The 14,569-nt window shown below is 59.0% G+C and carries 8 protein-coding genes; 3 read left to right on the top strand and 5 right to left on the bottom strand.

Annotated features, from left to right (window positions below; translation table 11 throughout):
• Positions 1 to 248: 248 nt before the first annotated feature.
• The 5 genes from LGH70_RS17555 to LGH70_RS17535 all read right to left on the bottom strand — a co-directional run bounded on the left by LGH70_RS17555 (position 249) and on the right by LGH70_RS17535 (position 8,251).
• Positions 249 to 1,529 (bottom strand): M16 family metallopeptidase, encoded by a 1,281-nt coding sequence (locus LGH70_RS17555; RefSeq protein WP_226188257.1) that lies wholly within the window; start codon positions 1,527 to 1,529, stop codon positions 249 to 251.
• A 9-nt stretch (positions 1,530 to 1,538) separates the two neighbouring features.
• Positions 1,539 to 2,714 carry a type IX secretion system outer membrane channel protein PorV gene (gene porV, locus LGH70_RS17550; RefSeq protein WP_226188254.1) on the bottom strand — a complete coding sequence of 392 codons (1,176 nt, stop codon included), beginning with the start codon at positions 2,712 to 2,714 and terminating at the stop codon, positions 1,539 to 1,541.
• A gap of 75 nt (positions 2,715 to 2,789) precedes the next feature.
• The gene (gene porU, locus LGH70_RS17545; RefSeq protein WP_262905396.1) at positions 2,790 to 6,770 is read right to left on the bottom strand and encodes a type IX secretion system sortase PorU; all 3,981 of its coding nucleotides are present in this window, start codon (positions 6,768 to 6,770) and stop codon (positions 2,790 to 2,792) included.
• A 136-nt stretch (positions 6,771 to 6,906) separates the two neighbouring features.
• Positions 6,907 to 7,593, bottom strand: coding sequence for a CDP-alcohol phosphatidyltransferase family protein (locus LGH70_RS17540; protein WP_226188248.1), 687 nt, complete (start codon positions 7,591 to 7,593; stop codon positions 6,907 to 6,909).
• A 22-nt stretch (positions 7,594 to 7,615) separates the two neighbouring features.
• Positions 7,616 to 8,251 carry an MBL fold metallo-hydrolase gene (locus tag LGH70_RS17535; protein WP_226188245.1) on the bottom strand — a complete coding sequence of 212 codons (636 nt, stop codon included), beginning with the start codon at positions 8,249 to 8,251 and terminating at the stop codon, positions 7,616 to 7,618.
• Between the two features lie 158 nt (positions 8,252 to 8,409).
• On the opposite strand from LGH70_RS17535, the gene LGH70_RS17530 reads away from it, so the two are divergent.
• The 3 genes from LGH70_RS17530 to LGH70_RS17520 all read left to right on the top strand — a co-directional run bounded on the left by LGH70_RS17530 (position 8,410) and on the right by LGH70_RS17520 (position 14,408).
• Positions 8,410 to 9,504 carry an NAD(P)/FAD-dependent oxidoreductase gene (locus tag LGH70_RS17530; protein WP_226188242.1) on the top strand — a complete coding sequence of 365 codons (1,095 nt, stop codon included), beginning with the start codon at positions 8,410 to 8,412 and terminating at the stop codon, positions 9,502 to 9,504.
• Positions 9,505 to 9,527: 23 nt separating this feature from the next.
• On the top strand, positions 9,528 to 12,752 hold the full coding sequence (locus tag LGH70_RS17525; RefSeq protein WP_226188239.1) for a hypothetical protein: 3,225 nt from the start codon (positions 9,528 to 9,530) through the stop codon (positions 12,750 to 12,752).
• A gap of 138 nt (positions 12,753 to 12,890) precedes the next feature.
• Positions 12,891 to 14,408, top strand: coding sequence for a T9SS type A sorting domain-containing protein (locus LGH70_RS17520; protein WP_226188236.1), 1,518 nt, complete (start codon positions 12,891 to 12,893; stop codon positions 14,406 to 14,408).
• Positions 14,409 to 14,569 lie beyond the last annotated feature (161 nt).

Genomic DNA, 14,569 nt, shown 5'->3' with positions numbered 1-14,569 from the left:
TCGTGCTGCGGGGGGCAGTGTGCGTTTCTGGCCCCCCCGGCCCCGCCGCCTCGGCCCGCGATTCGCCCCGCCCCGCCAATCACCCCTGCAATGATTCTGAGGTATGACGTGACCTTCATGTAGAGGGTCGTTATTGTTGTAAGCGTAATGGACTGATGGCGTCAAAGGAATGAGTTATATGATCAGCTTTTATCATAATTATAGACAGAAAAAAGCCACTTGCTGACATCAGCAAGTGGCTTTTCTGATTAGGGGCCAACTACTATTTCCATCATACTTGTGGGGGATAGATAGACCTGAGCTAATTCCTGCAATTCTATCGATGATACCTGGTTGATTTGAGTGATGAAGTCAGAATAATAGGTGGCTGGCAAGTGAAGAAATACGATGTTTTTATATTTGTCACACTGCTCAAATACGGTACTGAGTTCATTGGCAAATTTGCCTGTCATGTAGTTTTTGACAGTTTGCAGCTCGTCATGCGGGATGGGCTCCTTTTGCAGTACTTCCAACTCATGATATACTTCTTGAATAGCTAGTTGAGTTGAGCCTGCATTTACATCGGTGCCGATAACAAAGTTGTTGATATGCTCCCGCGTGCCTGAGCTGGCATAGATGCCATACGTTAGCCCTTTATCTTCCCGGATGTTCTTCATCAATCGGGAGCCGAAATAGCCTCCCAGAACTTTGGTCAGTACTTGTAGCTTGTGGGCATCCGGATGATTCAGGTTGGGCCAAGTACGACCGATCCTTAAGGATGACTGCATTGCATCCGGAACCTTTGCATATTCCTTGTTCGCATGCGGCAGGTGGTCGGATACTGTTGGTTCGAAAGAGGCACCGGCAACTGGCTGGGTTTTGTACTCACCTATACCGTTTTGGATGAGCTGAATATGCTCCTCACTTACGTCGCCGCAAAGAAAAATTTCGGCCGCAGATAGTCGGTAAGCAACATGGTGAAAATCATGGATAGCTTCAGCCGTTATTGGCTCGAACTCGAGTTCGTTGAACATCCGGCCATAGGGGTACTGCGGACCGTAGAGAGCCGCCGAAAACCGTTCTGAGGCAAGGTAGCTGGTCTTTTGCCGCTCTACCCGGATGTTCTGAACCGTGCGGGCTTTGAGCTGAGCCAACTCGGTGGCCGGGAACGTGGGGTTGACGACTACATCAGCCACTAAGGGTAGCAGATTACTGAGATGACGCGCCAGGCAATAGAGCGTCAGAGTAGCTTGGTCGAAACCTTGCTCGCACTCCAGGGAAGCGCCATAGAAAGCTACTTCGTCGGCAATTTGCCGGGCATTACGGGTTGTGGTGCCCTCCAGCAGCATACGAGCTGTCAGCAACGACAGGCCTGAGGTAGGCTCATACCATTTACCCGCAGGGAAAACGAGCTGCAGGCGAATAACGGGTTGGGTGCTGTTGTGAATTACGTGTAGGCGCGCGCCATTACGGAGCGAAAACACGTCAGCCGCTGGTAGCGTAACGCTAGCCAGCGGCTGAACAGAAGGAGCGACTTGACGGTCGAGCATGAAATCGGGTTAGTTGATAGGAGTGGAATCGTCGCCGGGTCCAAAAGCCTCCTCGGACTTATTAAAGTTAAAGTGCAAGGATACGCGAATAGTTTGGGCCAGTGGGTTGGCCCGCTGGTTGGGCACCAAGTATGTGCCGTCGACTCCGAAAACCTGGTAACGGACTCCGATACCAAAGCTTAGGTATTGCCGGTCGCCCTTAACTGGATTTTCGTAGAAATAGCCTACGCGCGCAGCTAGCAGGTCGTTGTACCAATATTCGAGGCCGGCAGAAATATTGATTTCTTTCAGCTCTTCGCTGAAGCCTCCGGGTGCGTCGGTGAAGGAGCCAACGATACCACTAACAACACCCTTGGCCCGGATGTCAGCGTTCTTGGCCCGGATGCTCTTGCCAAAGCCCGTTGTATCGCCTTCCATGTAATAAGGAGTCGGGACCAGGAGCTTGCTGCCGTCGATGGTGAACGTGATTTTATTGTAGGCGTCCAGCTCACGGGTGATGGCCGTACCCAGCTTGAAGGTCGTCGGCAAAAAGTCGGCCTGCAGCGCGTTGGTGTAGGTCATCTTGTTACCGATGTTGGAGACAGTAGCACCAAGCGCGAGATTATAGTCGCCGGGACCAATGGAAAGGTCCTTGGTGTAGTAGGCTCCCAGATCTACAGCAGCCGAGTTGCCGGGCTGGCCACTGGTGGTTTCACCAGTGAGGTTGGAGCGGATATAACGCGCCGTAATGCCGACCCCGAAGTTGTCGGTCAGCTTCTGACCGTAGGAAACGCTCACGGCATATTCCTTGGGATTCACCGTGGGGCCCGGACGGTTGTTGATGTCACGATATTCAATCTTGCCCAAGTCGAAATACATCAGTGACGCTGCCAGAGCCGAACGTTGTCCGATTTTGGTAAACCCTGAGAGGTAGGCCAACCCCATATCGTCCGTCACGTTCCGCAACCAGGGCGAATACGAAGGCGACGCACCGTACTTGCTGGTCAGGAAGCCCAGCTTGCCTGCGTTGTGATACGAGGCGTTGGCATCGGGCGAAATAGCTACCCCGGCCTCGCCCAGAGCTGCCGAGCGGGCATCGGGGCTGAGCGTCAGGATAGGTACGGCGGTGGTGATGGTGTTGGGTGCAGTCTGAGCCTGTGCTGCGACAGAGATGCCCAGCAGGCCGGGCAGGAGCGCTAATCGCAAAGGCAGCTTCAACAATGTCATAAAAAGAGCAAGAAGAGCGAAAAAGGAAACGAAAATGCGGTAAAAGCAGGCAGATTAATTCAGGATAACCAGTTTCTCGAACTTCGAGGCCGTGGCATTGTCGCGCTGAGACCGGACGCTGATGCGGTAGACGTAAACGCCGCGCGCAAGTTGGTCTTCGTACTCGTCGCGGCCGTTCCAGACCAAGCCACTCTGGTTGGGTCCCACGTGCGGGCCACTACCAATAATGGTTGTCCGAAGCGTGCGAACCAACCGCCCGGAGATGGTAAAGATCTGCACCTGCACGTCCAGGTCGTCGGAGGTGCGGTTGTGGTCGAACTGGAAAGTTGTGGTCTTGGCGAAGGGGTTGGGATAGTTTAAGACGTGCTCCAGCGCTAATTTCTCCGTATTGGCCGCAATAAACTCAATGTCCTGCTGGGTTGAGTTATTAAACGTGTCCCAGGCTTTGAGGCGAAGCACGTGGGGGCCGGTCGCCAGATCTTTAAACAAATACTTTACTTTGCCCGACCGGTAGCTGTCGACGTCGGCGGTGTAGAAGTCGTTGAGTACCGACAGCTTGGTGGGGTCATTATCGAGCGTAGCGGTGATTTCGTGGCCGATACCGGAACCCGCCGTGTTGATGCCGTTATCATCCGACAGATGCGCCAGCAGCGTGGTGGTGGTGCCCGTGAGCCCGCCAAACACGAAAGTCTCCCGGTCCATGAACAGCTTCACCAAGGGTGGAATCGTATCTAGGGCTACGGCTTTGGCGGCACCACCTACCAGGAGCTTGTGGTAGCCATTGGCATCTACGATACGCGTGGGGTCTTGGGCATAGAGTTGAATCTTGCCCAGGCCAACACTGTAGTTAATGTCCTTGGGAACCACGAAGCTGAGCTGAAAACGGCCGTTGCGCACGGTGGCCTGCCCATCGTAGATGATATTTTCCTGAATGGTAACGGGCAGAACAATGTCGTCAAACTCGTTTTTTAGCGTGTACACCACCGTGGGCTTCTCATACACCGTCACGTGGGCCTGACCCGAGAAGTCCTTGTTGAGAGCAGGGCCCGTTTTCACCAACCCTGATAATTTCACGGTGGCCAGCGCCTGCAGAGTATCAGTCGAGGCCGCCGTCAGTGGTTTGCCGTTGATGGAGTCGATGGCCACGTCCTGGGCCGGATAGGCCAGGCGGGCGGTAGGGTCGCCGAGGAGCACGTAGTTACGGTTGTAGCTGGCGCTAACGCTGTTGTTTTTGGCGAAGTTGATTACCTCGCCCAGGCGTGGCATTGTGCCGTTCACCGGGACAAAGGCCGTGTTGTAGAAATTGCGGGACAACGTAGCGCTCCGGTCGGCAAAAGCCAGGCGGGTAGTGGTGAGCAGGCCGACGGCGCCGCCCTCGATATCGGTCAAGACCAACTCGCCCCCGGAATCTTCCTCCGGGTTGTCGTAGGTGCCAAAGTCGCAGGTGCCGGTTACCATAAAGGTAAGCCGGTTGCGGTTCTGCAAACCCAATACCGACTGCTTGGTGAGAATCTGCTCATCGGCCCAGCCTTTGGGGCCGCCGTGGCCGCTGTAATGCACAATCAGGGAGCCTTGCTCAATAGATTCGTCGATGGCCTTATTCGTTTCCGGGGAACGCTGGCCCGCGGCGGCAATGGTCTGGGGGTTTAAGTCCAGGTAGATTTTATGAACATTATATTCCGGGTGCTGGGACGAAATGCTATCCGACTGCGGGTTGGCCGAGTCATTGATGTGGATGGAGCCGTTGCCATCGTCGGCCACGAAGGTGACGCGGTTGCGCCAGTTGCCGAAGCTACCGGGCTCGTCGTAGCGGATGATTTTATTCACCACCAGGGCCGCCTGCGCCGCGGAGCGGGGCTGGTCACGCGGAGTCCGGATGGGAAGGCGGCCAATGCCGATGTCGATTAGCTCATTGCTCTCGTCTTCATCCCACTCCCCCTCATTATCATCGAGCAGGCCGAAATAGTCATCAGAGCAAAAGGTAACACCCTTGCCAGCGGGAGAAGACAGGTAACGGGTATAAGTCAGGGCAAGAGACTCGCGCGACTCATACGTAGGCACAAAGTTCTGCGCAATCTTGTCGCCGTTGAGGGGGGAGCGGTTTTCCCACCACCCAGGCAGTGCTTTGACGTCGTTGGTCGGGTCGGATTTATAATCGTAGGAGGCGTCGCCAAACAGCAGCAGGAAATTGCGCTTGCCGCTGGTGTTGCGGTCATACACCATCTTCATCATGTCCCGGATGGCCGTGACATCCTGCCCCCCGGAGCTGAACTCGTTGTACACCTCCGTGGTGGTCACTACCTCCACCCGCAGATTGTCGTGGGTGCGGCGGTAGGCTGCCAGGCGGTCGGCCTCTGCTTTGAAAGGCGGGTAGGTAACGATAACCAGGTCCAGGTTGCCGTCGAGGTTGAGGCGGGCATGCAGATTTTGGTTGCCGACGTTGCGGAACAACCGCGGCGGTGCCTCGAAGCTGGAGCCGGTGAAGGCCACAAATTCCCGTACGGTGTCGGTGCGCGCCACGAAATTGCCGGTGCTGGCCAGGGCCAGTGACTGCGGCTGGCGCGGGTTGGTCACATCCCAGACGACGGTGCCAGCCGGAGCGCCCAGCAGGAATTCGCTGAGAGGCTCCCCAGGCACGGAGTTAAACTTGAGCTGATTACCGGTGAGCCGCAGCCGGCGGGGGGCATTCACCTCCAGATAGTCGAGGTAACCCTGCCCCGAGGGGTCAGCGGGGCTAGCAAACGAGAGCCGGACGCGCAAATCAGCGGCCGGGGTGCTCGGAATAGGATACGTAAACGTCTGCTGATCCAGGTTGGCTACTTCCGGATACCAGTCGGGAGTACGGCTGTAGCCGCTCAGGTTCTGGCCCGAGCCCAGCGCCGTGCCATTTAGGCTTACCTGAAACCGGGTGCTGGTGCCGTAGATGGAAGCCCCGGCGACCTGGGAAGTAAGCTGCAGCGTGCCGCCCGGTACCATATCCGGCACGGTAAGGGTAACCTCGCGGGAGGTCGTGTTGTTGGTGAAGCCTTCGCCTAGCCACTGCCGGCCGGATTTGGCGAGGTTAATCAGCTCCTGCTCGTGGAACTCGTGCTCCGTGAACTGATTGATGGTAGCAGTAGGAGTGCCGGCCACTGTGCGTGGGGCACCCACGCGCAGGCCCGGCGTAGTGCCGACTGTAACGAAGTAATAGGCCGTGTCGGTGTAGACGTTCAGCTTGTGCCGGAAGCGCGGAGTAGCGCTCTTCGGATCGGTCAGCTCCCAGGTATGCGGCCCCCGGGCGTAGAAAAGCACGTAGTCGCCGTCGTCGAAAGAATTGTCGTTTTCACCCGATACAAAAATGGCATTTTCCGCCAGGTCGTCGGGGCGGTAGGCGCTGTTGGCCTGGGGCAGGGTGCCCATGGCATTGCCATAGATCTTCAGGCGGCGCGGGTCACGGCCCTGCATGTCGATGCCCAGGGTTTCCAACGCCTTTTTGTCCAGCTTATACATACCACTGGTAGCCACGCCCACTTTCGCCCACTTGCCCTGGCTCAGCACCGAGGAGGTGGCGTACTTGCGGGCCTTGCGACGGTTCTGGTTGGTACTCAGCGAGTAGGCATACTCAAAGGAAATCAGCTTCTCGGCTTGTCCGGTCTGGGGGCTGCGGCGCACGGCCTGCACCAGCGCCGTAGTCACGGGCCGGCGCTGCTCGGTGCCGATGGTCAGGCGCACGTCGGGGCTGGTGGGCAGGCTGGGCAGGTCCAACAGCTTGGCGTCGGCGGCGGAAAAGGCCTCGTAGACGGCATTGCGCACCTGGCCCTGGCTTACTTCTCCCGGAATGCGCAACTGGTAATTGGGAACCTGCTCGCCGGGCCGGAAGGTGGCACCCCCGAAATTAGGGACGCGCCGCACCTGCCCGGTCTTACTAAGAGCCTGAACAGTACCCTTCCACGTTAGCTGGCCGCGTACTACCTGTTCGGCCCCCTGCGCCCTTCCCGGCACGACAGCACCTAGTGTTAGACACCATAAAACAACCAGGAAAGTAGAGTAGCGCATAGAGGTTTGTGCAGGGCAGTAGGCAGATAAACGGAAGGATGAGCTTGCAACACGCTCCCTATCAAAGCGGTTCACCCAATCCGTGGCTACTTAACTACCAAAAGATCTAAATATTGTGAGATTTTCATCCAAAATCTTAGCCGTAAGCCGGCCGGATTACGGACAGTCCTACATACAACAGCACAATGAGCGGAATGGCGGCCGCCTGCAATACGACCAGCAGTGCCACGGCCAGCAGCAGAAAGATGAAGCGCAGGGAGTTATCCTGCCAGGTCAGGTTCTTGAACTTGAGGGCAAACAGCGGAATTTCGGCCACCAGCAGGCCCGAGAGCAGCAGGGTGAGGCCCAGCAATACCCACGGATTCAAAATAACCGAGCTCAGGCTGAAAGTGTCGTGGGCCAGAATGAGCGGCAGCGACGCCACAACCAGCGTGCAGGCGGGCGTGGGCAGACCAATGAAGGAGTTGGTCTGGCGCGTATCGTTGTTGAACTTCGCTAGGCGCAGGGCCGAAAACACCGTCACGATGAAGCCCGCGTAGGGCAACCACTCGGGGAGGCCGCTGCTCTGTTGCAGCAAGTGAAACAGAATGGCGCCCGGCACCACGCCAAACGACACCATATCGGCCAGCGAGTCGAGGTCTTTGCCGATGGGGGAGGAGGCGTGCAGGGCCCGGGCCAGCAGGCCGTCGGCAAAGTCGAAAGCAGCGGCCAGGCCCACCAGGTAGGCAGCTATTTCGAGGTGGCCGGCGAAGATGTTGCACAGGGCCAGGCAGCCGGCAAACAGATTAAGACAGGTAACCGCGTTGGGAAGGTGATTCTTCATGCAAGGGAAAAGACAAACGAACTTAGCGCAAAAACGGATTGGACTGTCGCTCAGCGCCAATGGTGGTAGCCGGGCCGTGGCCCGAATACACGGTTACGGCATCGGGCAGCGTAAGCAGCTGCGTGCGGATGCTGTCGAGGAGGGTGTTGTAGTCGCCACCGGGCAGGTCGGTGCGGCCGATGCTGCCCTGAAACAGCACGTCGCCGCCAATGACCACCTGGGTCGGGGCATGATAGAACACGACGTGGCCGGGTGCGTGGCCGGGCGCGAAGCGCACTTCCAGCTCCGTGTCGCCAAAGGTTACGGGCGTGCCGGGCGTCAGGAAGCCGGTGGGCTCGGCCGGGCTGTAGTGCGGAAAGCCGTAGCTGGGCGCATAAGTAGGCACGGCGCGCAGCGTGGCCAGGTCGGCCTCGTGAATCAGGAACGGTACCTTATAAGTGTCGAGGATAAACGCGTTGCCGAAGACGTGGTCGATGTGGCAATGTGTGTTCAGCAGCAGCACTACCTGCAGGCCCTGGGCTTCAATAAAGGCGCGTAGGGCCTGCTGCTCGGCCTTGTCGTAGCAGCCAGGGTCGACGACCACGCACTGGCCCGTGGCGTCGTGCAGCAGGTAGGTGTTTTCGGAAAAAGCGTTGAAAGTAAAACCAGAGACGGTCATGTAGCTTATGAAATAAACCTGGCGCCGGGCCAGACGGATTGGGGAGGTAAGTTACGAGTCTTGCCGCGAACATGCACAGCCCGGCCCCCACGCCGGTACCGGGTGCCGTCCGGGTCTGCCGGGGGCGCTACTGTCGTTTTCATCTTACCTTGCCCGCTATGAATGCTTATGATTACCTGATTATCGGCCACGGCATTGCCGGTGCAGCTATGGCCCACGAGCTACGGCGCCGCGGCAAGGCCGTGCTGGTGCTCGATGCCTACCGCCCCGACTCGGCTTCCAACGTGGCCGCCGGGCTGATGAACCCCGTGGCCGGGCAGCGCTTCGCCCTCACCTGGCGGGCCGATGAGCTGATGACGGCCGCCGCCGCTTTTTACCAGGGTTTAGAAGCGCATTTCGGTCAGCAGTTCTTCTTTGAAGTACCCATTCTGAAGCTGCTCTCGTCGGTGGCCGAGCAAAACGCCATTCTGGCCCGCAGCGCCGACAGCCCCTGGCAGGACTTCGTGGAGGAAATCAACCTGAATCCCGCGCCGAAACCTGGTCTGCGCCAGGAATTTGGCGGCGTAACCATCCGGCGCGGGGGGTATGTGGCCCTGCGCGAAGTGCTGACGGCACTGGCCGAAGAAGGCCTGCAAAATGGGTGGCTCCGGCGCGAAACTTTTGCCCCGGATCAACTTGTTGTCGATGCCAGCGGCGTTGTGTACGCGGGAGAGGTGCGCGCCAAGCATATTATCTTCTGCGAAGGCAGCGCGGCCACGCAAAATCCGTACTTTAACTGGCTGCCTCTGCGGCCCAATCAGGGCGAGGTGCTCGACGTGGAGTGCCCCGGCCTGTCGGAGGCGCAGGTGCTCAACAAGGGCGCTTACGTGGTGCCGCTGGGGCAGGAGCGGTTTCGGGTGGGCGCTACGTACCGGCGGCCCCCGTTTGCCGATGCTATTACGGAGCAGGCCCGGCAGGAGCTCAGCCAAAAGCTGGCGGGCATGACGGACCAGCCGTTTTCGGTGGTCGGCCAGCGGATCGGAATCCGGCCGGCCGTGCAGGACCGAAAACCGTTAGTAGGAGTGCATCCGGCCTGGCCGGTTGTGAGTATATGTAACGGCTTCGGCTCCAAAGGAGTAATGATTGCTCCGCGGCTGGCCGCCCATTTTGCCGACGTGCTGGAAGGCACGGCGGAATTATGGCCCGAGGTCAATATTCGGCGGTATTCCGCGTTATATATAGCTAGCCTTTCCGAGGCCGGCTTTTCTTCCTGATTTCTCCGCTTTTTGCCTTCTCTATGAAGCACTTATCCTTACTCGTGGCGTTATCGGCAGCTCTGGTGCTGTCGGCAGGAGACGCAGCCCAGGCCCAGACGGCGCAGGAGCCTTTTGGGCGGGTCCGCATTCAGTATAAGGACTTCGACTGGCAGCAGCTCAGCACCCAGAACTTTAACATCTATTTCTATGCCGGCGGCGAAGTGGCGGCCCGTCGGGCGGCCGAGTACGCGGAAAAGGAGCTGCAGCGCATCACTTCGCTGATTGGCTACTACCCGTACTCCAAAACGACCATCATGCTCTACAACTCCGTGGGCGACCTGCGGCAGAGCAACGTGGGCCTCGACACGGACAAATACCAGACCGGCGGCGAAACCGAGCTGCTGCGCATGAGCAAGGTGCAGCTCGCTTTCCAGGGCCAGCAAACCATTTTTAAGCGTGACCTGAGCTACCAGATTACCCGCGTGCTGCTCAACGACATGATGTATGGCGGCTCGCTTAAGGAAGTCATTCAGAGCAGCTACCTGCTGCAGCTGCCCGACTGGTTTGTGACCGGGGCCTCGGCCTACGCCGCCGAGGGCTGGAGCGTGGACATGGATAACTACATGCGCGACATGACCCAGAAGGTGGAGTCGAACAAGTCGTCCCAGTTCTTCGTGCGCAACCCCGAGCTGGCCGGCCAGAGCATTTGGAACTACATTGCCGAGCGCTACGGCTATACCACCATCCAGAACATTCTGAACCTGACGCGCATTACGCGCGACGTGGAAGTGGGCATCAGCAGTTCGCTGAACGTGCCCTACAAGGTTTTCCTGAAAGACTGGCTGGCCTATTACCGCCAGCTGAATGCCCAGCCCCAAACGGCTTTCGTGCTGCCTGAGGAAGCTCGGCAGCTGTCTAAAAACAACCGCAAAGGCATCCTCTATACCCAGCCCGTGCTCAGCCCCAACGGCCAGCAGCTGGCCTACGTGTCGAATGAGCGGGGCCGCTACCGGGTGCTGGTCACTAACCGTGGCGGCTCGGGCCGCCGCGTAATTCACCGGGGTGGCTACAAAACGCCCGACCAGCAGGTTGAAAACCGTCTGCCGGCCCTGGCCTGGCGCGGCAACGGGCAGGTGGCCGTGGCCGAAATGGCCAAAGGCAACATGAGCCTGCGCCTGCGCCCTGCCGATGGCGGCGCCGGTGGGCTATTTGCCCGCTTGAAGGAAGGCCTGCCATTTATTGGCAGCGCTGGCTCTACCGTCTTCCGGCCCTTCTCGCAGGTGCTGGATCTGAGCTACTCACCCGACGGCAAGTCGCTGGTGTTTAGTGGGGTACGTAACGGTCAGAACGACTTGTACCTACTGCGCGCTGGTAGCCGCACGCCCGAAAAGCTGACCAACGACGTGTTTGATGACGTGCAGCCGGTCTTCTTGCCGGGCGGCACGGGTATCGTGTTCAGCTCCAACCGCTGGCTCGACTCGGCGGGCACGGCCAAGGGCTCGTTTGGCAGCGTGGTCAATAACTACGACCTATTCTTCTACCACCTCGACGGGCGGGCTCAGCCGGTGGAAACGCTGGTCAGCACGATTTCCAACGAAGGCCGTCCGCGGGCCATGTCCGACGACGAGATTCTGTTTCTGGGCGAAGAGAGCGGGGTGCGCAGCATCTACCGTTACTCATTCAAAACCAAGCAGCACGTGCCCGTCAGCAGCTTTCAGCCCAACCTGGAGAGTTTCGACTTCAACCCCACGACCGGGGCATTGGGCTTCGTGGCCATCGACAAGGCCCGCAATTTTGTGTACCTGTACCCGACCTACGCGCTGCCCGAAAGCCTGACGCTCTATAAAACCGCCCGCCAGGAAACGCTGGAAGACCGGTCGCGCGCGCCGCAGCGGGCTGCCACGCCCCAACCCGCCAAACCGGTGGCCACCGAAACCCAGGATACCCCGCCACCGGCTACGGCTCCCGGCAAAAACGACGGCCAGATTAACACCAGCGACTACCAGTTCGAGGAAGACGCGCCGGCTCAGCCTGCGCCGCGCCGCAAGCGCAGCGACGTAGCCGCCCTGCCGACCGCCTCGCCGGCCGATGCCCTGACTGTGTTGGGGCCCGTGAAATACGACAAGCGCTTCAGCATCGACAATGTGGTGTCGTCGCTGTATGCCGACCCACTGCTGGGACTGGGCCTGATTGGGCAGGCCAACATGGCCGACCTGTTTGAGGACCACCGTATCCGGGCCGGTATTTTTGCCCTCACCGACCTGCGTACCAGCAACATTTACGCCGAGTATACCAACCTGCGCAAGCGCTACGACTGGAGCATCGGCTACCAGAAGCAGGCTTACTTCTTCGACACCGAAAACCGACGCCTGCGCTTTGGCCGCCACGAAGTGTCGCCGACCATTGCCTACCCGCTTACGCACAGCCTGAGCGTACGGGGCGGTCCGCGCTTCGTGAACGTGAACCGCACGATTATCAGCGAGTTCACTACCGACAACGACATCAACCGCAGCTACCTTGGGGTGAGCGGGGAACTGGTGTTCGACAATGCCATTTCCACCGGGGTAAACATGATGGAAGGCACCCGCATGAAAATAGGAGTGCTGAAGCTCAACGGTATTGATGATGGCAAGCAGGGGTTCGGCAAGATTTACGTGGACCTGCGGCACTACCAGAAAGTGCACCGGCAGATTATCTGGGCCAACCGGGCCAGCTTCGGCTCGTTCTTCGGTAACGCGGCTCAGACGTTCCGCCTGGGCGGCATGGATAACTGGCTGAATGCCCGCTACGATGACGGCCGCCTCACGCCTAGCTCCGCCGAGTTCAGCGACCCGACGCAGGTGTTCTACCAGCAGTTCGTGACCAATCTGCGCGGCTTCGACTACAGCAAGCGCAACGGTCCCCGCTACGTACTCTTCAATACCGAGCTGCGGGTGCCCATCATCCAGTACCTCTCGCGCAAGCCGATTTACTCGGGCTTCTTCCGCAACCTGCAGCTGACGGCCTTCTCGGATGCCGGCTCGGCCTATTCGGGCTCGAATCCTTTCAATGAAAACAACTCCTTCAACACGCAGGTAAAAGGCGGAGCCGGGGGAGCCTTTACGGCCACCGTCATCAACTTCCGCAACCCCATGCTGATCGGCTACGGCTTTGGCATGCGCACCACGCTGCTGGGCTTCTACGGCAAAGCTGACATAGCCTGGGGCCAGGAGGACTACGTGCAGAAGGGACCCAAATTCTACTTCACGCTCGGCTACGACTTCTAAGAAGAGAATCCGGCCTCAAGAATTGCTGCATCCTCCTAAAAAGCCACCTGGAACGACCGGGTGGCTTTTTTTGGGTTTTTACTCCTACCTTCCTTGCCGGTTTCCTTCTTCAATCAGGCTCGTTTACGCTGCTTCACTATGAAAAAACACCTACTTATATTCGTCCTGAGCCTGTTGGGCTGGCAGGCGGCCCACGCGCAGTACCGCACCCCGGGCACGGGCGTCCACTGGAACCTGACGCAGCTGCTGGCCGCCTCGGGAGGCTACGTGACGACGGCCAACGGCGCCTTCCAGATCAACGACACCATCCGGCTCTCGGCCCGGGATACCCTGGAAATCCGCAGCAACGCTACCATTCGTATGGCGTCGCTGGCGCTGCTCTACGTGGATGGAGTACTGCTCATTCACCCCCGCGACTCCGTTAAAATCACGGCGGTGACCCCCACGGCGCCTTTTCACAGCATTTCCTTCTCCGGTACCAGTGGCGGCTCGGAGCTGCACAAGACCGTGGTGGAGTATGGCGGTGGCATCAAGGCCGTGGACGTAAGCCTGGTGATGGACAGCTGCGTGGTGCGCTACCAGGTGGCCTCTATTGGTACCAAGGCGACGAACAGCGGGGCCATCAATATCTCCGGTGGTATTCCGCGCATTACCAACTGCCGCATCTACGGCAATGCCCGCTCGGCCATTCTGAGCCCCTCGAACCGCCCGACCTCGCCCATCATCAGAAATAATATACTGGTGGCCAACAGCACCGAAAACGGCAACTGGCCCCAGATAAACCTGGGCGTGGGTGGCGCTACAACCACCATCATCCAGGGCAACCTCGTGGTGGGGCGCTTTCCGATGGCCGGCGGTATCAGTGTTTCCAACCTGCTGGGCTCCAGCAACCTGACTCAGGTGCAGATCCGGCGCAACATCGTGCGCGACAACCGCTACGGCATTGCCGTGGTGGGGGGCAACATCAGCAGCTACATCACCCAGAACGTCATTACCGACAACAACATCAACCCCAATGCCCAGACCGGCGGCAGCGGATTGAACTTCAACGGTACCCAGACCCAGACCGGCGTCGTGTCGCGCAACATCATCCGGCGCAACCTCTACGGCGTGACGCTGCAGCGCTCCAACGCCAGCACGCCCGCCCCGCGCATCAGCTTCGGCAACCTGAGCAGCACCGACTCTACGGATGCGGGCCTGAACCTGCTGGCCGACAACGGCAACGGTGGCCAGATCTATGATATCTACAACAACACGGCCGAGAGCTTCAAGGCTGAAAACAACGACTGGGGCACCAGCGTGGCCGCCCAGATTGAAGCCCACGTGTATCATCAGCCCGACAACGCGGCCCTCGGCGTAGTCGATTTCCTGCCTTTCCGCGCCACGATTCTGGCGGCCCGGGCCCCGCAGACCCTGCAAACGGCCGTGTACCCCAATCCGGCCACCGAATGGCTGACCTTTGAGCTAGCCAACGCCCAGGCGGCCGCCACGCTGCAGGTGCTCGATCTGACGGGCCGGGTGGTGACTACCTACACCGCCAAGCCCGTAAGTGGACGGCTGCGCTTGGCTACCCGCACCCTGGCCGCCGGGCTCTATACCTACCGCCTGACCCAGGAAAGTGCTACGGCTACCGGCAAGTTTAGCATCGTCCGTTAGAACCCTTGCTGCCTTCTGAAAAGCCTTCTACTCGCCGTGGAAGGCTTTTTTGTGGCCGATTTTGAGAGCCCCAGAGTAGGGGAGGGGCGAATAATGAACTTAGGTGAGGCCTATCCGGAGGTTGGGTTGTATCTTTGCGGCCCTGTTCACCAGCCGCTGTA

The organism is Hymenobacter nitidus (genome assembly GCF_020447315.1).
Taxonomy (GTDB): Bacteria; Bacteroidota; Bacteroidia; order Cytophagales; family Hymenobacteraceae; genus Hymenobacter; species Hymenobacter nitidus.
The sequence above is the reverse complement of the archived record's forward strand: the minus strand, read 5'-3'. Positions and strand labels throughout refer to the sequence as shown.

What these genes read in the sequence shown, in the direction of transcription:
- LGH70_RS17555 (WP_226188257.1), bottom strand. Translation starts at nt 1,529, where the DNA reads ATGCTCGACCGTCAAGTCGCTCCTTCTGTTCAGCCGCTGGCTAGCGTT.
- porU (WP_262905396.1), bottom strand. Translation starts at nt 6,770, where the DNA reads ATGCGCTACTCTACTTTCCTGGTTGTTTTATGGTGTCTAACACTAGGT.
- LGH70_RS17540 (WP_226188248.1), bottom strand. Translation starts at nt 7,593, where the DNA reads ATGAAGAATCACCTTCCCAACGCGGTTACCTGTCTTAATCTGTTTGCC.
- LGH70_RS17535 (WP_226188245.1), bottom strand. Translation starts at nt 8,251, where the DNA reads ATGACCGTCTCTGGTTTTACTTTCAACGCTTTTTCCGAAAACACCTAC.
- LGH70_RS17530 (WP_226188242.1), top strand. Translation starts at nt 8,410, where the DNA reads ATGAATGCTTATGATTACCTGATTATCGGCCACGGCATTGCCGGTGCA.
- LGH70_RS17525 (WP_226188239.1), top strand. Translation starts at nt 9,528, where the DNA reads ATGAAGCACTTATCCTTACTCGTGGCGTTATCGGCAGCTCTGGTGCTG.
- LGH70_RS17520 (WP_226188236.1), top strand. Translation starts at nt 12,891, where the DNA reads ATGAAAAAACACCTACTTATATTCGTCCTGAGCCTGTTGGGCTGGCAG.